Source organism: Pseudomonas putida (assembly GCA_041879295.1).
GTDB classification, from domain to species: domain Bacteria; phylum Pseudomonadota; class Gammaproteobacteria; order Pseudomonadales; family Pseudomonadaceae; genus Aquipseudomonas; species Aquipseudomonas putida_Y.
In genome coordinates this window covers 3,747,735-3,768,335 of record CP047152.1, presented here as the reverse complement: position 1 = coordinate 3,768,335, position 20,601 = coordinate 3,747,735, and the positions used below count along the sequence as shown (strand labels likewise).

Here is a 20,601-nt window from a genome sequence, read left to right as displayed (position 1 = left end):
TTCCTTGTTAGCGTCTCGTTCGGTTAGGCTTCAAGCTTAAGCGCCCGTAGCTCAGCTGGATAGAGCATCCGCCTTCTAAGCGGATGGTCGCAGGTTCGAGTCCTGCCGGGTGCGCCATTAGGCAGCTTTGGCAAGCAAGTAGGCTGTAATGCAATATGGTGGGCGTAGCTCAGTTGGTAGAGCGCTGGATTGTGATTCCAGTTGTCGTGGGTTCGATTCCCATCGTCCACCCCATATTCTTCAAGGGCGCCTCGATAGCATCTGGCGCCTTTGTTTTAAGCGTTACGCGGACGTGGTGAAATTGGTAGACACACTGGATTTAGGTTCCAGCGGCGCAAGCTGTAAGAGTTCGAGTCTCTTCGTCCGCACCATGCTTCTGTAAGGTTGTACTGCAAGACCGCAATATGGTGGGCGTAGCTCAGTTGGTAGAGCGCTGGATTGTGATTCCAGTTGTCGTGGGTTCGATTCCCATCGTCCACCCCATATTCCTGAAAGGCGCCTTGATCGTGAGATCGGGCGCCTTTTTGTTTTGGGGTTGTGATGTGCATGCCGTCAGTGTTCTGGTGTCTTTGATTGAGGTTGAGCGTCGCCCGCGTGGCTCCTGATGTTCCTCCTCGATATCGTGCCGGGTAAACAAGGTGGTCGCGCTTACTCTGTTGGCGGTCAAGCTTTTATGGGGTGTTCTACGGCCGATTGTTTCAGGGCGGCAAGGTGCCTGCCTTGGTTTTTGCGGTGATGCGTAGATCGAGCGCCGCCCGCGCGGCGCATCGCGAGCAAGCTCGCTCCTACATTTGTTTCGGGCCAATTATTCCTGGGGCAGACGCGCGCGTCCCCTTGGCGCTCACCTCGATATCGTGGGGGACAAACAGGGCGGTCGCGCGCGCAGGCACAGGCGACACTGGCCCGAAACAAATGTAGGAGCGAGCTTGCTCGCGATGCGCCGCGCGGGCGGCGCTCGATCTCACAGGCACTACAACCCTCAAGGCAAGCTCGCTCCTACATTTGTTTCGGGCCAATTATTCCTGGGGCAGACGCGCGCGTCCCCTTGGCGCTCACCTCGATATCGTGGGGTACAAACAGGGCGGTCGCGTGCGCAGGCACAGGCGATACTGGCCCGAAACAAATGTAGGAGCGAGCTTGCTCGCGATGCGCCGCGCGGGCGGCGCTCGATCTCGAAGGCGCTGAAAATGTCGCGGTCAACCACCGCTCGGCCAAATCACCTCCCGCCCCTTGTAATCCTCTGGTGGCACCCCAATAAAAGCTGTTAGATTTCAGCCGGTTGAAACACCGGCCCGTTTGGCCGGCAAAGGACACCACGATGATTGCAAAAGAAGCCCGTCAGGCCCTGGCGCTGCAGCGCTTTGCCGAAGCCAATCCGCAGTTGCTCGAGGAGATCCGCGAGCTGGATGCGCGCGAGCAGGCCCAGCAGATCGAGTGGGCGTTCGAGGATGCAGCCGCGGAGCAGGGCATTGAGCCCTGGGAGTTGGCGCTGCAATTGATTGCCGAGTCCCCGGAGCAGCTGCAGGCCATGCGCCTGGAAACGCACCGTGAAGTGGCCGAGGCGCTGGGGCTGGAATGGGAGGAGTACTGCCAGTTCAACGAAATCGATCCTGAATAAAGGAGGCGAATTCTTTGCTGGTAGTTGTTTGACAAGGTATTTCGGCTGCAGGCCGCCCCGGGCGCCGTGCAGCCTCTGTTGGAAGCAGGCCCGGCGCTGTGCCGTGCGGGCCTTGAAAGTTAATCGACCGGCGTTGTTTTCAGTCGTCCCGTGTGGGGTGACTTCTGCTGCGTGACTCACTAGAATGTTTGCCCTTGATTCTGGAGTCGGGCTAACGCCGGCTAACGTCTGTGCAACGAGGAATATCCATGCAAGTTTCTGTTGAAAACACTTCCGCTCTCGAGCGCCGCATGACCATCGCCGTTCCGGCCGAGCGCGTCGAGAACGAAGTCAACAAGCGTCTGCAGCAGACTGCCAAGCGCGCCAAGATTGCGGGCTTCCGTCCTGGTAAAGTGCCGATGACCGTGATCCGTCAGCGTTTCGAGGCGGACGCCCGTCAAGAGGCTTTCGGTGACCTGGTCCAGGCTTCCTTCTACGAAGCCATCGTCGAGCAGAAGCTGAACCCGGCTGGCTCTCCGGCTGTAGAGCCGAAGTCCTTCGAAAAGGGCAAGGATCTGGAGTTCGTCGCCATCTTCGAAGTGTTCCCGGAGTTCACGGTTGCAGGCCTCGAGTCGATCAAGGTCGAGCGCCTGAGCGCCGAAGTGGCTGACAGCGACCTGGACAACATGCTGGAAGTGCTGCGCAAGCAGAACACCCGCTTCGAGGCCGTCGAGCGCGCTGCGCAGAACGACGACCAGGTCAACATCGATTTCGTCGGCAAGGTCGACGGCGAAGTGTTTGCCGGTGGTTCGGCCAAGGGCAACCTGCTGGTACTGGGCTCCGGCCGCATGATCCCGGGCTTCGAAGAGGGTCTGGTAGGCGCCAAGGCAGGCGAAGAGCGCGTTGTCAACGTGACCTTCCCAGAGGACTACCAGAACCTGGACCTGGCTGGCAAAGCCGCCGAGTTCACCATCACCGTCAACAGTGTTTCGGCACCTGTGCTGCCAGAGCTGAACGAAGAGTTCTTCGCCCAGTTCGGCATCAAAGAATCGACCCTGGAAGGCTTCCGCGCCGAAGTTCGCAAGAACATGGAGCGTGAGCTGCGTCAGGCGATCAAGACCAAGGTCAAGAACCAGGTCATGGACGGTCTGCTGGCCGCCAACCCGATCGAAGTGCCAAAAGCCCTGCTGGAAAACGAAGTCAACCGTCTGCGCGTGCAGGCTGTTCAGCAGTTCGGTGGCAACATCAAGCCTGAGCAACTGCCAGTCGAGCTGTTCGAAGAGCAAGCCAAGCGCCGTGTCGTGCTGGGTCTGATCGTGGCCGAAGTGGTCAAGCAGTTCGAGCTGAAGCCGGACGACGCCAAGGTTCGCGAGATGATCGAAGAAATGGCTTCGGCTTACCAGGAGCCTGAGCAGGTCATCGCCTGGTACTACAAGAACGACCAGCAACTGAACGAAGTGCGTTCGGTTGTGCTGGAAGAACAAGTTGTAGATACTGTTCTGCAGAAAGCGACTGTGACCGACAAGTCGGTCTCGTACGAAGAAGCCGTTAAACCAGCCGAGGCTCCTGCCGCTGCTGAGTAACAGGCTTCTCTCGTAGGAAACCTCCACAAGCCAGCCTTCGAGCTGGCTTGTGCGTATTCAAGCCATGACTATTTGGGAGTGAGCGCAGGACATGTCCCGCAATTCTTATATTCAGCAGAGCTCTGACATCCAGGCCGCAGGCGGCCTGGTCCCGATGGTTATCGAGCAGTCCGCCCGTGGCGAACGTGCTTACGACATCTACTCGCGCCTGTTGAAGGAGCGTGTGATCTTCCTGGTTGGCCCGGTAGAGGACTACATGGCCAACCTCGTCGTTGCGCAACTGCTGTTCCTTGAGGCAGAAAACCCGGACAAGGATATCCATCTGTACATCAACTCGCCGGGTGGTTCCGTCACCGCCGGTATGTCGATCTACGACACCATGCAGTTCATCAAGCCGGACGTTTCGACCATTTGCATCGGCCAGGCCTGCAGCATGGGCGCCTTCCTGCTGGCGGCAGGTGCCAAGGGCAAGCGTCATTGCCTGCCGAACTCGCGCGTGATGATCCACCAGCCGCTTGGCGGCTTCCAGGGTCAGGCCACCGATATCGAGATCCACGCCCAGGAAATCCTCAATATCAAGGCCCGTCTGAACGAGCTGCTGGCCTATCACACCGGCCAGGACCTCGAGACCATCAAGCGTGACACCGAACGTGACAACTTCATGAGCGCCTCGCGCGCAGCCGAGTACGGCCTGATCGACTCGGTCTACGACAAGCGGCAACTGGCCTCCTGAACCGGGAGGTCAGAGCAGGTGGGCGTCGAAAGCGCCTACCTGCGGACTTGAAAAAGCCCGCAATTGCCTTCATCTTGTGTTGCAAGCCTACCGGATTGGATCGATCGAATGACTGACACCCGTAACGGCGAGGACAGCGGCAAATTGCTTTATTGCTCCTTCTGCGGCAAAAGCCAGCACGAAGTGCGCAAACTGATTGCCGGGCCCTCGGTATTTATCTGCGACGAGTGCGTCGACCTGTGCAACGACATCATCCGTGAGGAGGTGCAGGAAGCCCAGGCCGAGAGCAGCGCGCACAAATTGCCTTCGCCGAAAGAAATCAGCGGCATCCTGGACCAGTACGTCATTGGTCAGGAGCGCGCAAAGAAGGTGCTGGCCGTAGCGGTGTACAACCACTACAAGCGCCTGAACCAGCGTGACAAGAAGGGTGACGAAGTCGAACTGGGCAAGAGCAACATCCTGCTCATCGGGCCGACTGGCTCGGGCAAGACCCTGCTCGCCGAAACCTTGGCACGCCTGTTGAACGTACCGTTCACCATTGCTGACGCCACCACCCTGACCGAAGCCGGTTATGTGGGTGAGGACGTCGAGAACATCATCCAGAAGCTGTTGCAGAAGTGCGACTACGACGTGGAAAAGGCCCAGATGGGCATTGTCTACATCGACGAAATCGACAAGATCTCGCGCAAGTCGGACAACCCGTCCATCACCCGTGATGTCTCGGGTGAGGGCGTGCAGCAGGCACTGCTGAAACTGATCGAAGGCACCGTGGCCTCGGTCCCGCCGCAAGGCGGCCGCAAGCACCCGCAACAGGAATTCCTGCAGGTTGATACCCGCAACATCCTGTTCATCTGCGGTGGTGCGTTCTCGGGCCTGGAAAAGGTCATCCAGAACCGCTCCACCAAAGGTGGCATCGGTTTTGGTGCCGAAGTGCGCAGCAAGGAAGAGGGCAAGAAGGTTGGTGAGTCCCTGCGTGAGGTCGAGCCGGACGATCTGGTCAAGTTTGGCCTGATTCCGGAATTCGTCGGCCGTCTGCCGGTACTGGCTACCCTTGACGAGCTGGATGAGGCTGCGTTGATGCAAATCCTCACCGAGCCGAAGAATGCCCTGACCAAGCAGTATGCCAAGCTGTTCGAGATGGAAAGCGTCGACCTCGAGTTCCGCAGCGATGCGCTCAAGGCCGTTGCGCGCAAGGCCCTGGAGCGCAAGACTGGTGCCCGTGGCCTGCGTTCGATCCTCGAAGGCGTTCTGCTCGATACCATGTACGAGATCCCTTCGAAAAAGGATGTCAGCAAGGTGGTTATCGACGAGAGCGTCATTGAGGGCACCTCGCAGCCGCTGATGATTTACGAAAACAGCGAACCGCAAGCCAAGGCCGCACCAGACGCCTGATTCAGGCAATGGCCGGTTTTCGGTTGCAAGCAAGAAGGGGGCCTACGGGCCCCTTTCTGCTTTTCCTGTGCAAGCGCTTGTAATTTCCCAAGCGTGCCCCCACATTAGGTCCAAGCATCATTTCCACCGGTTTCCGGCCATAAGGCCGCTGTAGAGGCGAAATCATGAAGACCACCCTCGACTTGCCTCTTTTGCCATTGCGCGATGTCGTTGTTTACCCGCACATGGTTATCCCGCTGTTCGTGGGGCGTGAAAAGTCCATCGAAGCCCTCGAGGCGGCGATGACGGGCGAAAAGCAGATCCTTCTGCTGGCCCAGAAGAATCCAGCCGACGACGACCCGGGTGAGGACGCCCTGTACCGCGTCGGTACCGTTGCCACCGTGCTGCAACTGCTGAAGCTGCCTGATGGCACCGTCAAGGTGCTGGTCGAAGGCGAGCAGCGTGGTGCGGTCGAGCGCTTCTCCGAAGTTGAAGGGCACATCCGTGCCGAAGTCTCCCTGATCGACGAAACCGACACTGCCGAGCGCGAGTCGGAAGTCTTCGTGCGCACCCTGCTGTCGCAGTTCGAACAGTACGTTCAACTGGGCAAGAAAGTGCCTGCCGAAGTGCTGTCTTCGCTGAACAGCATCGAAGAGCCAGGACGCCTGGTCGACACCATGGCCGCGCACATGGCCCTGAAGATCGAGCAGAAGCAGGAAATTCTTGAAATCGTCGACTTGACTACCCGTGTCGAGCACGTGCTGGCACTGCTGGATGCCGAAATCGACCTGCTGCAGGTCGAAAAGCGCATTCGCGGCCGGGTCAAGAAGCAGATGGAGCGTAGCCAGCGCGAGTACTACCTGAATGAGCAGATGAAGGCCATTCAGAAAGAGCTTGGCGATGGTGACGAAGGCCACAATGAAGTCGAAGAGCTGAAAAAACGCATCGAAGCCGCAGGTCTGCCTAAAGATGCCCTGGCCAAGGCCCAGGCGGAGCTGAACAAGCTCAAGCAAATGTCTCCGATGTCGGCCGAAGCTACCGTGGTGCGCTCGTACCTGGACTGGCTGGTGCAGGTGCCGTGGAAGGCACAGAGCAAGGTGCGTCTGGACCTGACCAAGGCCGAGGAAATCCTCGATGCCGACCACTATGGCCTGGAAGAGGTCAAGGAACGCATCCTCGAGTACCTTGCTGTGCAGAAGCGCGTCAAGAAAATCCGCGGTCCGGTGCTGTGCCTGGTCGGGCCACCCGGCGTCGGCAAGACCTCGCTGGCCGAGTCGATCGCTGCCGCCACCAACCGCAAGTTCGTGCGCATGGCCCTGGGTGGCGTGCGTGACGAGGCCGAGATCCGTGGCCACCGCCGTACCTACATTGGCTCCATGCCGGGTCGCCTGATCCAGAAGATGACCAAGGTGGGTGTGCGCAACCCGTTGTTCCTGCTCGACGAAATCGACAAGATGGGCAGCGACATGCGCGGCGACCCAGCCTCGGCACTGCTGGAAGTGCTCGACCCTGAGCAGAACCACAACTTCAACGACCACTACCTGGAGGTCGACTATGACCTCTCGGACGTGATGTTCCTTTGCACCTCGAACTCGATGAACATCCCGCCGGCGCTGCTGGACCGGATGGAAATCATCCGTCTGCCTGGCTACACCGAGGACGAGAAGATCAACATCGCCATCAAGTACCTGGTGCCCAAGCAGGTCAAGGCCAACGGCTTGAAGAAGGAAGAGCTGGAGGTCGATGTCTCGGCGATTCGCGACATCATCCGCTACTACACCCGCGAAGCCGGTGTACGGGGCCTGGAGCGGCAAATTGCCAAGGTCTGCCGTAAGGTGGTCAAGGAACATACCGGGCAGAAGCAGGTCAAGGTCAAGGTGGCCAGCGAGCAGCTGGAGCACCTGCTGGGCGTGCGCAAGTTCCGCTATGGTCTGGCCGAGCAGCAGGACCAGATCGGTCAGGTTACCGGCCTGGCCTGGACCCAGGTGGGCGGTGAGTTGCTGACCATCGAGGCTGTGGTCATCCCCGGCAAGGGCCAGTTGATCAAGACCGGCTCGCTGGGCGATGTCATGGTCGAATCGATTACCGCCGCGCAGACCGTGGTACGCAGCCGCGCCCGCAGCCTGGGGATTGCCGCCGACTTCCACGAGAAGCACGACGTGCACATTCACATGCCTGAGGGCGCCACGCCGAAGGATGGCCCAAGTGCCGGTATCGGCATGTGCACCGCACTGGTGTCGGCACTGACGCAGATTCCGGTACGTGCTGACGTGGCCATGACCGGTGAAATCACCTTGCGTGGCCAGGTATTGGCCATTGGCGGGCTGAAGGAAAAACTGCTGGCGGCACACCGTGGCGGGATCAAGACGGTGATCATTCCCGAGGAGAATGTTCGCGATCTCAAGGAGATTCCTGAAAATATCAAACAGGATCTTCAGATCAAACCGGTCAAATGGATTGACGAAGTCCTGCAAATTGCGCTGCAATACGCCCCGGAGCCCTTGCCAGATGTGGCTCCGGAGATTGTCGCGAAAGATGAAAAGCGCGACGGCGATGCCAAGGAAAGAATTAGCACGCATTAGTAGTTTTCAGCTGGGGGGCTTTCCTTGACAGTTTTTTCGAGGCCTTGCTATAAAGCGGCACGCTATTGTCGTCAGGCCGCCCAGCACACGTTTCATAAGCTTTTCATTACATACTTAGAAACAAACTCAATAGAGAAATAAGGGGACTTAGAGTGAACAAGTCGGAACTGATTGACGCTATCGCCGCATCTGCTGACATCCCGAAAGCTGTAGCCGGCCGTGCGCTGGACGCAGTCATCGAATCCGTCACCGGCGCCCTGAAGCAAGGTGACGATGTGGTACTGGTTGGCTTCGGTACCTTCTCGGTCAAGGAGCGCGCCGAGCGTACCGGCCGCAACCCGCAAACCGGCAAGGCAATCAAGATCGAAGCCGCCAAGGTTCCAGGTTTCAAGGCAGGCAAAGGCCTGAAAGACGCCGTCAACTAAGTCGTCTTTCAGCCGGGCCCGGCCTGGCCTGGTCCGAGCACGGTGATGGCGGGGCGCAAACGTTCCCGCCTGACACGTTTGCTAAGAAAAGGCGCATCCTCGGATGCGCCTTTCTTTTATCAGGATTCTACCCACGCTCCGCGGTTGTCGACGCAGTGGTACAGCCGTTTCTGGGGGACGCATGCTGCAAAATATCAGGGACAATTCACAAGGTTGGATTGCCAAGACCATCATCGGCCTTATCGTCGTGTTGATGGCATTGACCGGTTTCGAAGCCATTTTCCAGGCCGCCACTCATAGCCAGGACGCCGCCAAGGTGAACGGCCAGACCATCAGCCAGAACGAACTGAGCCAGGCGGCCGACATGCAGCGCCGTCAACTGATGCAACAGTTGGGCAAGGATTTCGACCCGGCGCTGCTGGATGACAAGTTGCTGCGTGAGGAGGCACTCAAGGGGCTGATCAGCCGCAAGCTGCTGCTGCAAGGTGCTGAGGATGCCAAGTTCGCATTCTCCGACGCTGCGCTGGACCAGGTGATCTTGCAGACCCCTGAGTTCCAGGTGGACGGCAAGTTCAGCGCTGACCGTTTCGACCAGGTGATTCGCCAGATGGGCTACGGCCGCATGCAGTTCCGCGAGATGCTCGGCGAGGAAATGCTGATCGGCCAACTGCGCACTGGCCTGGCCGGTAGCAGCTTCGTCACCGATCAGCAGGTCGAAGCCTTTGCTCGCCTGGAAAAGCAGACCCGCGACTTCGCCTCCCTGACCTTCAAGGCCGACCCGGCCGCAGTCAAGGTCAGCGATGAAGAGGTCAAGGCGCACTACGACCAGCACGCCAAGGAGTTCATGTCGCCTGACCAGGTCGTGATCGACTACATCGAACTGAAAAAGTCGGCCTTCTTCGACCAGGTCAAAGTGACCGACGAAGAGCTCAAGGCCCAGTACGAGAAGGAAATCGCCAACCTCGCCGAGCAGCGCCATGCCGCGCACATCCTCATCGAGGTCAACGACAAGGTCACCGACGCCCAGGCCAAGGCCCGCGCCGAAGAGATCGAGCAGCGTCTGGCCAAGGGTGAGGACTTTGCCGCTCTGGCCAAGGAGTTCTCTCAGGACCCAGGCTCCGCCAACAGCGGTGGTGATCTCGGCTTCGCCGGCCCGGGTGTATACGACCCAGCCTTCGAAGAGGCGCTGTACAAGCTGCAGGATGGCCAGGTATCTGCACCGGTGCGCACCGAGTTTGGCTACCATTTGATCAAGCTGCTGGGCGTGCAGGCGCCAGAAGTACCGAGCTTCGCCAGCCTGAAGGACAAACTGACCCGCGATCTGAAGATGCCACTGGTCGAGCAGCGTTATGTCGACGCCAGCAAGCAACTGCAGGATGCTGCCTACGAGGCTTCCGATCTGGCCCAGCCGGCCCAGGACCTGAACCTCAAGGTACACACCTCCGCTGCCTTCGGCCGCGAGGGCGGTGAAGGTATTACTGCCAACCGTGCGGTGGTGCAGGCTGCGTTCTCTGAAGAAGTGCTGGATGAGGGGGCCAATAGCACCGCCATCGAGCTTGACCCTGAGACCACCGTGGTGCTGCGCGTCAAGGAGCACCGCAAGCCAGAGCAACTGCCGCTGGAAGCTGTGGCCAAGAACATCAGGGAGCACCTGGCCAAAGAGAAGGCGACTGCCGAGCTCAAGGCCAAGGCAGACAAGCTGATTGCCGGCTTGCGCGACGGTTCCATCGCAGCAGGCAGTGTGCACGAAGGCCTGGGCTGGAAAGCCTATGAAGCAGTCACCCGTGGTGAGGACGGTATTGATCCGGCCGAACTGCAGGCACTGTTCCGTCTGGGCAAGCCGCAAGCCAAGGACAAGCCTGTTTACGGCAGTGTAGTGCTGCGTGACGGTAGCCTGGTGGTATTGCAGCTCAAGGGTGTGAACGAAGGCGCTACCGCCACCGACGAAGAGAAGCAGCAGATTCGCCGCTACCTCGCGTCACGTGCTGGCCAGCAGGACTTTGCCGCTTACCGCAAGCAGCTGGAAGCCAATGCAGACATCACCCGTTACTAAGGTGTTCGTTGCATGAAGAAACAGGCCGCCTCGCGCGGCCTGTTTCGTTTTCGCCAGCCGCGAGGACGGTCATTGTCGAAGACCACACTGCCTCAGGGGCGGCGCGGACCAGATTCTACCGCTTCACCCCTTCATAACTGTCCAGCGTATCGCGTGCAATCTCTCGCCCCAGGGCGATGAGCTCCGGCGCCTTGTAGAACTCAAAGAACCGGCACACCCGCTTGGGCACGTTGATCAGCACATCCGGCGGATAGCCGGCAATCTTGTACTGTGCCAACGAAGTCTGCATGACCTCGAAGCTCTGGTTGATCAAGTCCAGCAGCGAGGCCGGCCCCACGTTGTCGATGATGAAAGAACCGGTGGCCGACTTCGGCGCGCCCTCGCGCTCCGGGGCCGCCGCTGATTGCTGGCTTTCCGGGTCGGCGCTGTCGGCCAGCCACGGGCTTGGTGGCGCCAACCCTTCGGCGACGATTTCCTTTTCGATGCGGATCAGCTCTTCCGCCGGTTTGCGCCGGAACGGCAGGCGTGAGCCCAGCGAACTCAGCAAGGCGTCAAAACGCATCTTGAACGCTGCCGGGCGCTCAATCACTGGCAACTGGTACTGCTTCTGGTTGGTGGCGTTGAGGTTCACCGCGATGATCAGGTCGCAATGGCTGGACACCACAGGCACGATTGGCAGCGGGTTGAGGATGCCGCCGTCGACAAGCATGCGGTTGCCTTGCATCACCGGCGTGAACAGGCTGGGAATGGCCGCCGAGGCGCGCATGGCCTGGTGCAGGCAACCCTCCTGGAACCAGATTTCCTGTTGGTTGGTAAGGTCGGTCGCCACTGCGGTGTAGGGTATGCGCAGTTGCTCGATGTTTATCTCGCCGACGATCTTGCGGATCTGCCCGAACACCTTGTCGCCGCGAATTGCACCGAGGCGAAAGCTGACGTCGACCAGGCGCAGCACATCCAGGTAGTCGAGGCTCTCGATCCAGTTGCGATAGTCGTCCAGCTTGCCGGCGGCATAGATACCGCCAATCACCGCGCCCATGGAACACCCCGCGACGCAGGCTATTTCGTAGCCGCGGCGCTCGATTTCTTCGATCACGCCGATGTGTGCATACCCTCGGGCTCCGCCCGACCCCAGTACCAGTGCCACACGTTTACTCATGAACATTCCCCGGCCAGTGCCATCATGGTCCTACAATGCACCCATCGCTGCCTGTGCTTCAATGTAGATCGTGCTGAGCTACTGTAATAAAACTGGCCAGGCAACGCCGGCTGGGCATGGCACTTTCCAGCTGTCGGAGCGTCGAATAGCCACCGTTTATCCATAGAGGTATTACTGATGAAAGCCTGGATCTGCCTTCCACTGATTGCCTTGGCCCTTGCTGGCTGCGCGGGCAAGACGGCCTACCGTGACAGCTGCGCGACCCAGCTGGATGCCGCCTGGAAGGAGCTGGACCTGGCCAAGGCCGAAGGCTTCGCCGGTGCCGTCAGTTACTCCAAGGCCTTGTCGTTGCTGACCGGGGCCAAGACCCAGCAGCAGTTCGAAGGCTATGAAAGCTGTACCCGCAAAGCCGAAAAGGCCCGCTTCTACATTCGTGAATCTCGCGCTGGGCGCTGACCAGGGAGCATCGTATGTCTGCCATGCTCGACCATGTAGTTGCCCAGATACTGACCTTGCAGGTGCGCTTGCTGGCCTGTCGTGAACGCCTGGCTGCCAATACCGACAGCGAGGCCTTGCACGACTTGCGTATCACCTTGCGGCGCCTGCGCAGTCTGTTGAGGCCGTTGCGTGGGCTGCCCGGCGTGGAGCAGCTTGAGGATGCTGCAAGTTCGCTGGGTACCCTTACCACGCCCTTGCGTGATCGTGAGGTACTGGCGGCCGAGCTGATCGGGCGCGGTCATGCGGCAGCCGGGCAGCGGCGTCTGCAGGGGCGTGACAGAACCTTTGCAAGTGTCGCTGCCAGCCCGCAGCTGGCCAGGGTGCTGGCGATTGTTGACGCCTTTCCATTGTTCCTGCGTGCGGCGGGCCGGGAGGGGCTGGTCAAATCGCTGGACAAACGCATCGACAAGCGCCTGGTCAAACAATGGCGCACGTTGCACGAAGCGTTGCGGGACCCGGCTCACGATCGCCACCGGCTGCGTTTGCTGATAAAGCGTGCGCGCTATGGCGATGAGGCCTATCCGCAACTCGATCACGCAGGAAAGAAACTGCAACGTGTGCTGAAAAAGGCCCAGGGCGACCTGGGTGATTGGCACGACCGCCTGCAATGGCTGCTGCAAGCGCGCGACCATGCCGACCTGCTGCCCTGCAAGGCCGATTGGGAGCAGGAACTGCATGAGGCGGAGCGCCAGTCAGATGTGACGCTGGATACCCTGCAAGAGGCGCTGGCGCGGCGTTATCACGGAAAATGACCGATTTGCGGGCTGATTGTCCGGGGTTTGCTGGCTAGGATGAGTGGACCTTTTCCTTTGCAGGCAGGAGCCGGCCAATGAATTTCAACCAACTGCTCGACGCTGTGCGGGCCAACCCGGATTCCGTCAGCATTCCGCCCAGCTGGGCTCAGGGGCGCGCAGCCTTTGGCGGCCTGATGGCGGCCATGGTGTACGAAGCCATGCGCCTCAGGCTCTGCGACAGCCGCCCGGTACGCTCATTGGCCATCAGCTTCGTGGCGCCAGCGGCTGCGGATGTGCCCATCCGCTTCGAGGTGGAGGTCTTGCGCGAAGGCAAGGCGGTTAGCACGTTGCTGGGCCGCGCCGTTCAGGATGGCCAAGTGGTGACCTTGGTGCAGGGCAATTTCGGTGCGGGCCGGCCTTCGGTGGTGGAAGTGCCGGCGTTACCGGCCGTTGAAATGCCTGCGCTCGACGCGGCGGCCCCGGAGTTGCCCTATATCAAAGGCGTTACCCCTGAGTTCATGCGGCATGTTGCCCTGCGCTGGGCGGTAGGTGGGCTTCCGTTCAGTGGCAGTAAGTCGCGCAAGATGGGCGGCTGGGTGCGTTTGCGGGATGTGCGGGAAGAGCCGGTGAACGAGGCGCACTTGCTGGCGTTGGTCGATGCCTGGCCACCCAGCCTTATGCCGTTTCTCAAGCAGCCCGCTGACCTGGACCATTGAGTTCATCCAGCCTACGGCGAAACTGTCGACCCTGGATTGGTGCCGATACTGCGTGGAGACCGAGCATGCACGGGATGGCTATGGGCACGCTGCTGCGGCATTGTGGACAGCGCAGGGCGAGTTGTTGGCCTTGAGCCGGCAGACCGTCACCGTTTTCGCCTGATCCTTACCAGGTTGCTTACAAGGAGCGCCCCGGCAACTGACTCAGTGTCGGTGCTTGTGCCGCTCCCGCCAGGCCTTCCACCAGGCCCCGCTCACCACAAAGCGCGGAAAGGTGATGAACTGCTCGGTCAGTAATCGCTGCACGGCATCCTGGCGGTTGGCGAACGGTTCGGGCTGCTCGGCTTCAAGGCGGTGGCCTTGGCGCTGCAGGCCCAGTGCGGCGATCAGGGCAATCACGCCCACCGCGATCTGGCCGAGGTCGAAACCGAAGAGTCCGGACAGCACCAGTAGTGCCCCCAAAATGAACAAAGGAACGGCAATCAGGTGCAGCACCAGGTTGGCCGGGTGGCGGTGATTATGGTGGTAGCCGCGCCATTGCCAGGCGGGAAGATTGGGCAGGCGTTTGCTCATGGGGATTTCCTCTCGGTCATGCCCAAAGCTTAGTGCGGCCCCCAGGCGGGGGCCAATCGAACCTGGCTATGGTGACTATAGCTTGAGCTGGCCAATGGCCTTGTTCAGTTCGCCGGCCAGGGTCGCCAGTTCGCTGCTGGTGGTCGCCGAGCCGACCGTCTGCTGCACGGTCCGCTCGGTGACATCGCGGATGCTGACCACCGCGCGGTTCATTTCCTCGGCTACCTGGCTTTGCTGCTCGGCCGCTACAGCGATCTGGGTATTGCTCTCGCGCATCTGTGCCACGGCACCGGTAATTTCAGCCAGCGCCTCGCCGGCCTCCTGAGCCTGACGCACGCAGTCGTCGGCCTTGTACGAGCTTTCCTGCATGAACTCCACCGCATCGCGGGTGCCCGACTGCAGGGCCGAAACCATGGTGGTGATCTCATCCGTGGAGGTTTGCACGCGTTTGGCCAGGTTGCGCACTTCATCGGCCACCACGGCAAAGCCGCGGCCCAGGTCGCCGGCGCGCGCGGCTTCGATGGCAGCGTTGAGTGCCAGCAAGTTGGTCTGTTCGGCAATACTGTGGATCACACTGACGACACCGTTGATCTTCTGGCTGTCCTCGGCCAACTGGCGAATCATTTCGGCAGTTTGCTGCACGCCGCTGGAAAGCCCCGAAATCGAATCCTGCACTCGGCTGACCACCGCTTGACCGCTGCCGGCCAGGGTGTCGGCGGTTTGTGACAAATCGCGGGTGGCACCGGCGTGTTGGGCAATGTGGTGCACGGTCGCCGACATTTCGTTGATGGCAGTGGCGGCCTGGTCGGTTTCACTCTGCTGGCCGAGCATGCCATGGCGCACGTCACTCATGCTGGCGGCCAGGCGTGCAGCGCCCGAGTCCAGCTGTGCTGCGCTTTGGGCGACGGTGCTGACCACGCGGTGGTAGGTGGACTGCATGGCGTTGAAGGCCCCGGCCATCTGGCCGACCTCGTCGCCACTGGCCAGCGGTACGCGGGCCGACAAGTCACCGGTTTTTTCCACGTGCAGCATCACGTCCTTGAGGGTGTTGAGCTGGCTGAGCAGGAAGCGGATCAGCAGTTGGGAGGCACCGAGCATGGCCAGCATCAGGATCAGTACACACACCGCGTAGTTGCTGAAGCGATCGAAGAATACCTGGCGCAGACTGGGGGACTGAGCCAGCACAGCCAACTGCTGGTCGCCGTTGCGCAGCACCTGAGCGCCACGCAGCGGGTTTTCACCGAGGATCCAGGCGCTTGGCAGTTCTACCCAGCCTTTGGCATTGCGCAGGGCATCGAGCGCTTCTCCGGCGAAGGTTGGTGTTTGCCCCGTTTGCCAACTGATGACATTGGCCGGGCGTGGCAGTGCTTGCCCGGCTGGCCAGGCGGCCAGCAACTGGGCTTGCGCGGCCGCTTGGGCCTGAGCCGCCTCGGCACGTGCGCGTTGCTCCAGGTGCACGGCATACAGCACCAGCAGCAAGGTGGTGACAAAGGCCACTGCGTTGACGGCCCAGAACTTGTACTTCAGGGAAACATTGCTAAGCCAGGCACCCATGGGCAGGTCTTCTCTGAGTTGAGCGGAAACAATATTGGCAAGGTGCCATCATTGTGCCCGCGTCCTCCACGGGATTTGTTGATGCATATCAACGGCGTTCACCCACCCCGCAGAAACCCGCAAGAATCAGGGGAGCTGGAAAAAATCGCGGGCCGTTGCCGTGGTATGCGCTGCCGTGTGCTCGGCTGACTCACCGCGATGTGAGGCCACCTCGCGCAGTACTTCCGGCAAGAACGCCGGCTCGTTGCGCCCGCTTTTGGGCTTGGGCCGCAAGCTGCGCGGCAGCAGGTAGGGCGCGTCGCTTTCCAGCATCAGCCGGCCTTGAGGAATGTTGCCTACCAGCGGGTGCAGGTGAGTGCCGCGGCGTTCGTCGCAGATCCAGCCGGTAATGCCGATATGCAGGTCCAGGTCCAGGCAGGCGAACAGCGCCTCGCGCTCACCGGTAAAGCAGTGCACCACTGCGCCCGACAGGTGGTCGCGGTACTCCCTGAGAATCGCCAACAAGCGCTCGCTGGCATCGCGCTCGTGCAGGAACACCGGCAGGCGCAGCTCCGCAGCTAGCGTCAGCTGGGCTTCCAGGGCTTTTTCCTGGAGCGGGCGAGGGGAAAAGTCGCGGTTGAAATCCAGGCCGCATTCGCCCACAGCGCGTACGCGCGGTTCACTCAACAACAGTCGCAACTGGCGCTCGCTGTCGGCATCCCAGGCCTTGGCATCGTGTGGGTGTACGCCGGCCGTGGCGAACAGGTGCGCGCCGCTGGCATCCAGTTGTTGGCACAGCTCCAGCGCTTGTTCGCTGACCGCCAGGCTGGTGCCTGTCAGTAGCATTTGCGTAACGCCGGCCTCCAGTGCGCGCTCGACAACGGCTGCCTGTTGGTCGTGAAAGCTGCTGTTGGTCAGGTTGACGCCGATATCGATCAGTTGCATGGTGCTATCTCGTGCCGCGGGGCGGCCAGCATAGCAAAAACCGGGTTTTTCTGAAAAAGCCAAGAACTTCATGCTGTTGCCGTGGTCTTTTACCGTCGTTTATCACTTGGCGGTGCAACCCATGGATGCCGCTCACCGACCACGGACACGTTTTCGCATGCTGCGATGCTGGCTCATTCTCCTGCTGATGCTTTGGGTGGCCTTTACCGGCACCGCCCAGGCGCGTTCGCCGGGCCCGCAGCAGCACATACCGCCGGCCAAGGTACGTGACCTGCCGCAGATTCGTACCAGCAAAGTACTGCGAGTGCTGGTCAACCAGAGCCGCAACAGCTCCGGTGAGGTCAAGGGCGAGCCAGTCGGCATAGAGTATTATCGCCTGCGTGCCCTGGAGCATTTCCTCAATGCTCGTACCGCCGACGACCAGCAGATCCAGCTAACGCTCATCCCGCGAGCCAAGGAGCAGTTGCTGGGCGCTCTGGCCCGCGGCGAGGGTGATCTGGCTGCCCCGGGCGAGCTGCTTGACCCCACGACGGTGGGCGCTGTCAGCAGCAGTGCGCCGATACTCGACCAGGTGCCGCTGACGCTGGTCGGGCGCAAAGGCGAGCGAAGTTTCAGCAAGGTCGAACAGCTGTCAGGGCGTACCGTCGCCTTGACCAGCGCCAGTGCCGCCGGGCCGCTGATCCAGCAGGTCAACCAGCAACTGGCACTGCGCAAGCGGCCGCCGATCAAAGTGGAGTGGGTCGATTCGACGCTGGCAGTGGAGGATGTGCTGGAGATGGTACAGGCTGGCATCTACCACCTGACCGTAGTCGAGCAGCCCATTGCCCGGCGTTGGGCCCGGGTTATGCCGCGGCTGCGCCTGGACAGCCGGGTGCGCCTGGGTGCGCCGCAAGCCATGCGCTGGTATGTAGGGCGTGATGCGCCGCAATTGTTGGCCGCAGTCGATCGCTTTCTGCAAGGTTACCGCGCGCCCGATAACCAGGATGCAGCGTTCGAGCGTATCTACCGCCGCCAGTACCGGGTACACAACCCCTTGGCCAGCAAAGGCCGCCAGCGTCTGGCCTCGGTGCGGGCAGTGTTGCAGAAGCATGGTCAGGCGCAACAGATCGACTGGCTCAACCTGGCTGCACTGGCCTTCAAGGAGTCGACGCTCAACCCGACTGCACGCGGCACTGGCGGTGCCCATGGTCTGATGCAGATTACCCCTTCGGCGGCCCAACGGGTGGGGGTGAGCAATACCGCGACGGTAGATGGCAATGTCCTGGCCAGTGCCCGTTACCTGGCGCTTATCCGGCGCAAGTTTTTTGCCAGTGCCAAGATCAATGAGCGTGAGCGCATGGCCTTTGTGCTGGCAGCCTACAACCTTGGCCCCGAGCGGGTTCAGGCCATGCGCGCAGAGGCCCGACGGCGAGGGCTCAACGGTAACCAGTGGTTCTTCCAGACAGAGCGTATCGCCATGGAGCAGGTGGGGATGGGACCGGTCAATTTCGTCAATAGCATCAACAAGTACTACCTGGCGTTCAACCGCGAACGCACAGCACTGGAGCGCGTAGCGAAGCGTTAACAATCGATTATATCGATTGTTATGTTGGGTTTTTTGCGATTTTCATATCTATCGAATTGATTATGATGGCGCCCATCCCAACACAACTGCTTCGCTTCAAGGACGCTTCCACATGAACAACACTACCTTCAACGCACTGTTCTCTACCCGTGCTGGCGCAGGCCTAAGCGTTATCCGCATCCTGGTCGGCATCATCTTCATGGCCCATGGTGCGCAAAAACTCTTCGGCCTGTTCGGTGGCTACGGCCTGGAAGGCACCGGCCAATGGATGGAAAGCATCGGCCTGGCGCCGGGTTATCTGATGGCCTTGCTGTCCGGCGGTGCCGAATTCTTCGGTGGCCTGGCACTGGTGGTCGGCCTGCTGGCTCGCCCGGCGGCCCTGGCGCTGACGGTGACCTTGATAGTGGCGATCGTTTCGGTGCACATCGGCAACGGCCTGTTCATGTCCAACAATGGCTATGAGTTCGCCCTGGCGCTGTTGGCCGGCACTGTTGCAGTCATGATCGAAGGCGCCGGCCGCTTCTCGCTCGACCGGCTGATCGCCCGCTAATCACCTGCAAGCTGCGAGCTACGAGCCGCAGGCAAGCGCGGGCCAATACTCGGCTTGTTCTTGCTTGCGGCTTGTAGCTTGCAACTTGGTGCTCATCGCTCTAGCATACCGCCTGCGCCGATTTAAACAGCTACTTGCGGGGCGCAGGAACGCCCCAATTCCGGGCCGTCCGAAATACCGCTAAAGCGCTGGTTCGGTGACGCCTCCCACCGCTGCCCAGCGGGATTCGCGAGGCGGAGAGAAGCTCCATGAGTTGCCCACGTACCAGTGTCTGTTTGAGCCCTTTGCCTGCCAGCCAGGCGTCCCGCACACCGCGCATCCTGCTCGGCGGCCGGCATCAACCCACCCTTTTGCGTCATCTTGAAGGCCTGTCACGGCGTAAAGGGCAGGCGCGTGCCTTTCTGATCCAGTTCGCCGATAGCGGCTGCCACCTCGCGCAGTTTGGCAATGACCGTTTCGACCTGGCTGTGATCCAGGCGCCGGCGTCGGACGAGGCCGCCGAAGTCATAGGGCATCTCACCCGCATCGCGCGTCAAGGCCTGATAACCCGCCGCTGAGGAATGCGCTATTGAGCACCAATATCATCACCACAGAAGGCCATGAGGCGCTGAAGAAAGAGCTGGACCACCTGTGGCGGGTGTATCGCCCGGAAATCACCCAAAAGGTTGCCTGGGCGGCGTCGTTGGGTGACCGCAGCGAGAACGCGGACTGGAAGGAAGAACCCCAAGCTCGTGTACTATTTGGTCTTACACATTGATTTTGCTGGTTTTTCGGAATAGTACTGTACTTTTGCGTCGTACTATTCATTGTCGGCCATCACTGTAGCTGGTTTTGACATAGTGGTGGCCGATTTGGAGGCACCTCAGGGTTTAATGAACCGGGGTGCGTCTTCCGCCTCCCTGTACTCAATTTCGGTGACTTCCCAGTAGGCATCGCCAGTTGGAGTCCGAACAACAATCTCATCACCTGCACACTTGCCAATGCATGCGCGTGCCATCGGGGAATCAATTGAGATGAAGTCTTTCCTATCGTAAATTTCATCAGCACCTACAATGCGGAATTTCTTGCTTGTATCATCCTCGTTGGCAATAGTTACCCAAGCTCCAAAAAATACCTTGCCTTCCTGAGTAGGGGAATAAGGGACTACCCGAAGGTCTTCGATACGCTTACGGAGGTATCTTACGCGCCGATCTATTTCCCTTAGCCTCTTTTTATTGTACTGGTAGTCAGCATTTTCACTTCTGTCGCCCAAAGACGCAGCCCAAGTGACTTTTCTGGTAATCTCCGGTCGCTCTTCGCGCCAGAGCCAATCTAGTTCATCTTTCAAGGACTGATAGCCAGCTTCAGTAATGAGATTGGTAGCCATTTTATGCCTGTTTTTAATTCAAAGAGCGGTCACAATGCCCTGAGAGCCTTCTGTATTGCATCAAGGGTTCCTGGGCGAAACACCTTTGCTCCCTTCTTGTCAATCAAGTCGCCGTGCTTGCCCAGTGTGCAGCCCCATTGTAGCCTGAACTCTTCTGACATTAAATACAAAAGAGCTCTGCGTTCTATTTCTGATAATTTATTCTCGGATGAAAACGGAGTGCGATCATCAACCCGGATTTCGAGATTGGGCGGCGTAATTTCTCTCAGCAGTCTTCGGAGGCGATGATTCTCAGCCTCTTGGGCTCGCGCCAAAAATTTAGCCTTACCATCTTTTATCGCGTCTATCCAATCTGACGGTGCTCGGTCATGGTGGGCCGGACCTGCCGCCTCTTTGAATGCCTGTATTAGCACGCGATATGCTTGGCCCGAACTATTTCGCATGCTTTGAGCGTTTGGTACTCCACAATCAATGCCTAGGCGTGCAATGGCTGAAAATGAAAAGTTCTTTTCGCCGTTCGATAGCATCTCATTGCATACCTCGTACACTGCGTCCAGAGTATGCTGTTTTTTTAAGCTGCAATTTTTCTTTAGTTTACTCAGGGTTTCAGATGGCGTCATGA

Annotated in this window: 19 protein-coding genes, 4 tRNA genes and 1 pseudogene; 18 read left to right on the top strand and 6 right to left on the bottom strand. The window is 59.8% G+C overall.

The genetic code is table 11. From position 1 onward, the window contains the following. Positions 1-40 precede the first annotated feature (40 nt). The 11 genes from GST84_17330 to GST84_17280 all read left to right on the top strand — a co-directional run bounded on the left by GST84_17330 (position 41) and on the right by GST84_17280 (position 10,344). A tRNA-Arg gene (locus GST84_17330) sits at positions 41-117 on the top strand. Positions 118-158: 41 nt separating this feature from the next. Then, a tRNA-His gene (locus GST84_17325) sits at positions 159-234 on the top strand. Positions 235-286: 52 nt separating this feature from the next. After that, positions 287-371: transfer RNA gene (locus GST84_17320), tRNA-Leu, on the top strand. Positions 372-407: 36 nt separating this feature from the next. Then, positions 408-483: transfer RNA gene (locus GST84_17315), tRNA-His, on the top strand. 835 nt (positions 484-1,318) lie between these two features. After that, positions 1,319-1,618 (top strand): hypothetical protein, encoded by a 300-nt coding sequence (locus tag GST84_17310; protein XGB13997.1) that lies wholly within the window; start codon positions 1,319-1,321, stop codon positions 1,616-1,618. Between the two features lie 248 nt (positions 1,619-1,866). Continuing rightward, the gene (locus GST84_17305; GenBank protein ID XGB13996.1) at positions 1,867-3,180 is read left to right on the top strand and encodes a trigger factor; all 1,314 of its coding nucleotides are present in this window, start codon (positions 1,867-1,869) and stop codon (positions 3,178-3,180) included. Positions 3,181-3,271: 91 nt separating this feature from the next. Then, entirely contained in the window at positions 3,272-3,913 is a 642-nt protein-coding gene (gene clpP / locus GST84_17300) for an ATP-dependent Clp endopeptidase proteolytic subunit ClpP (GenBank protein ID XGB13995.1), read from the top strand. A 108-nt stretch (positions 3,914-4,021) separates the two neighbouring features. Then, on the top strand, positions 4,022-5,305 hold the full coding sequence (gene clpX, locus GST84_17295) for an ATP-dependent Clp protease ATP-binding subunit ClpX (protein ID XGB13994.1): 1,284 nt from the start codon (positions 4,022-4,024) through the stop codon (positions 5,303-5,305). A gap of 164 nt (positions 5,306-5,469) precedes the next feature. Continuing rightward, positions 5,470-7,866, top strand: a complete 2,397-nt coding sequence (locus GST84_17290; GenBank protein ID XGB13993.1) for an endopeptidase La — start codon at positions 5,470-5,472, stop codon at positions 7,864-7,866. Positions 7,867-8,018: 152 nt separating this feature from the next. Continuing rightward, positions 8,019-8,291, top strand: a complete 273-nt coding sequence (hupB, locus tag GST84_17285) for a DNA-binding protein HU-beta (GenBank protein ID XGB13992.1) — start codon at positions 8,019-8,021, stop codon at positions 8,289-8,291. A 181-nt stretch (positions 8,292-8,472) separates the two neighbouring features. Beyond that, complete coding sequence (locus GST84_17280) at positions 8,473-10,344, top strand: peptidylprolyl isomerase (GenBank protein ID XGB13991.1); 1,872 nt, start codon at positions 8,473-8,475, stop codon at positions 10,342-10,344. A 115-nt stretch (positions 10,345-10,459) separates the two neighbouring features. On the opposite strand, the gene GST84_17275 is transcribed toward GST84_17280, so the two are convergent. Further along, entirely contained in the window at positions 10,460-11,500 is a 1,041-nt protein-coding gene (locus tag GST84_17275) for an alpha/beta hydrolase (protein ID XGB13990.1), read from the bottom strand. A 177-nt stretch (positions 11,501-11,677) separates the two neighbouring features. Here GST84_17275 and GST84_17270 point away from each other — a divergent pair, with 177 nt between their 5' ends. The 3 genes and pseudogenes from GST84_17270 to GST84_17260 all read left to right on the top strand — a co-directional run bounded on the left by GST84_17270 (position 11,678) and on the right by GST84_17260 (position 13,611). After that, positions 11,678-11,956, top strand: a complete 279-nt coding sequence (locus GST84_17270; GenBank protein ID XGB13989.1) for a lipoprotein — start codon at positions 11,678-11,680, stop codon at positions 11,954-11,956. Positions 11,957-11,970: 14 nt separating this feature from the next. Further along, on the top strand, positions 11,971-12,750 hold the full coding sequence (locus GST84_17265) for a CHAD domain-containing protein (protein ID XGB13988.1): 780 nt from the start codon (positions 11,971-11,973) through the stop codon (positions 12,748-12,750). A gap of 77 nt (positions 12,751-12,827) precedes the next feature. Then, positions 12,828-13,611, top strand: a pseudogene (locus tag GST84_17260) (thioesterase family protein). 41 nt (positions 13,612-13,652) lie between these two features. Here GST84_17260 and GST84_17255 read toward each other — a convergent pair. The 3 genes from GST84_17255 to GST84_17245 all read right to left on the bottom strand — a co-directional run bounded on the left by GST84_17255 (position 13,653) and on the right by GST84_17245 (position 16,499). Then, positions 13,653-14,021, bottom strand: a complete 369-nt coding sequence (locus tag GST84_17255) for a DUF962 domain-containing protein (GenBank protein ID XGB13987.1) — start codon at positions 14,019-14,021, stop codon at positions 13,653-13,655. 75 nt (positions 14,022-14,096) lie between these two features. After that, a complete protein-coding gene (locus tag GST84_17250) occupies positions 14,097-15,575 on the bottom strand; it encodes a HAMP domain-containing protein (GenBank protein ID XGB13986.1) in 1,479 nt (492 codons plus the stop codon). A gap of 126 nt (positions 15,576-15,701) precedes the next feature. After that, entirely contained in the window at positions 15,702-16,499 is a 798-nt protein-coding gene (locus tag GST84_17245) for a hydrolase TatD (protein XGB13985.1), read from the bottom strand. 157 nt (positions 16,500-16,656) lie between these two features. Here GST84_17245 and GST84_17240 point away from each other — a divergent pair, with 157 nt between their 5' ends. The 4 genes from GST84_17240 to GST84_17225 all read left to right on the top strand — a co-directional run bounded on the left by GST84_17240 (position 16,657) and on the right by GST84_17225 (position 19,370). Beyond that, positions 16,657-18,063, top strand: a complete 1,407-nt coding sequence (locus GST84_17240; protein XGB13984.1) for a transglycosylase SLT domain-containing protein — start codon at positions 16,657-16,659, stop codon at positions 18,061-18,063. 112 nt (positions 18,064-18,175) lie between these two features. Continuing rightward, positions 18,176-18,613 (top strand): DoxX family membrane protein, encoded by a 438-nt coding sequence (locus tag GST84_17235; protein ID XGB13983.1) that lies wholly within the window; start codon positions 18,176-18,178, stop codon positions 18,611-18,613. 248 nt (positions 18,614-18,861) lie between these two features. Next, the gene (locus GST84_17230; protein XGB13982.1) at positions 18,862-19,170 is read left to right on the top strand and encodes a hypothetical protein; all 309 of its coding nucleotides are present in this window, start codon (positions 18,862-18,864) and stop codon (positions 19,168-19,170) included. An 11-nt stretch (positions 19,171-19,181) separates the two neighbouring features. Beyond that, entirely contained in the window at positions 19,182-19,370 is a 189-nt protein-coding gene (locus GST84_17225; protein ID XGB13981.1) for a transcription elongation factor GreAB, read from the top strand. Positions 19,371-19,475: 105 nt separating this feature from the next. Here GST84_17225 and greB read toward each other — a convergent pair whose 3' ends face one another. Then, positions 19,476-19,979: a transcription elongation factor GreB gene (gene greB, locus GST84_17220; protein XGB13980.1), complete on the bottom strand. Its 504-nt coding sequence runs from the start codon at positions 19,977-19,979 to the stop codon at positions 19,476-19,478. 29 nt (positions 19,980-20,008) lie between these two features. Continuing rightward, complete coding sequence (locus GST84_17215; GenBank protein ID XGB13979.1) at positions 20,009-20,599, bottom strand: hypothetical protein; 591 nt, start codon at positions 20,597-20,599, stop codon at positions 20,009-20,011. Between the last annotated feature and the right edge of the window lie 2 nt (positions 20,600-20,601).

Coding starts and splice junctions, on each gene's coding strand:
- GST84_17240 (XGB13984.1), top strand. CDS start 16,657: ATGCTGCGATGCTGGCTCATTCTCCTGCTGATGCTTTGGGTGGCCTTT.
- clpX (XGB13994.1), top strand. CDS start 4,022: ATGACTGACACCCGTAACGGCGAGGACAGCGGCAAATTGCTTTATTGC.
- GST84_17265 (XGB13988.1), top strand. CDS start 11,971: ATGTCTGCCATGCTCGACCATGTAGTTGCCCAGATACTGACCTTGCAG.
- GST84_17245 (XGB13985.1), bottom strand. CDS start 16,499: ATGCAACTGATCGATATCGGCGTCAACCTGACCAACAGCAGCTTTCAC.
- GST84_17280 (XGB13991.1), top strand. CDS start 8,473: ATGCTGCAAAATATCAGGGACAATTCACAAGGTTGGATTGCCAAGACC.
- GST84_17275 (XGB13990.1), bottom strand. CDS start 11,500: ATGAGTAAACGTGTGGCACTGGTACTGGGGTCGGGCGGAGCCCGAGGG.
- clpP (XGB13995.1), top strand. CDS start 3,272: ATGTCCCGCAATTCTTATATTCAGCAGAGCTCTGACATCCAGGCCGCA.
- greB (XGB13980.1), bottom strand. CDS start 19,979: ATGGCTACCAATCTCATTACTGAAGCTGGCTATCAGTCCTTGAAAGAT.
- GST84_17255 (XGB13987.1), bottom strand. CDS start 14,021: ATGAGCAAACGCCTGCCCAATCTTCCCGCCTGGCAATGGCGCGGCTAC.
- GST84_17215 (XGB13979.1), bottom strand. CDS start 20,599: ATGACGCCATCTGAAACCCTGAGTAAACTAAAGAAAAATTGCAGCTTA.
- GST84_17235 (XGB13983.1), top strand. CDS start 18,176: ATGAACAACACTACCTTCAACGCACTGTTCTCTACCCGTGCTGGCGCA.
- GST84_17290 (XGB13993.1), top strand. CDS start 5,470: ATGAAGACCACCCTCGACTTGCCTCTTTTGCCATTGCGCGATGTCGTT.
- GST84_17250 (XGB13986.1), bottom strand. CDS start 15,575: ATGGGTGCCTGGCTTAGCAATGTTTCCCTGAAGTACAAGTTCTGGGCC.
- GST84_17305 (XGB13996.1), top strand. CDS start 1,867: ATGCAAGTTTCTGTTGAAAACACTTCCGCTCTCGAGCGCCGCATGACC.
- GST84_17230 (XGB13982.1), top strand. CDS start 18,862: ATGAGTTGCCCACGTACCAGTGTCTGTTTGAGCCCTTTGCCTGCCAGC.
- GST84_17310 (XGB13997.1), top strand. CDS start 1,319: ATGATTGCAAAAGAAGCCCGTCAGGCCCTGGCGCTGCAGCGCTTTGCC.
- GST84_17270 (XGB13989.1), top strand. CDS start 11,678: ATGAAAGCCTGGATCTGCCTTCCACTGATTGCCTTGGCCCTTGCTGGC.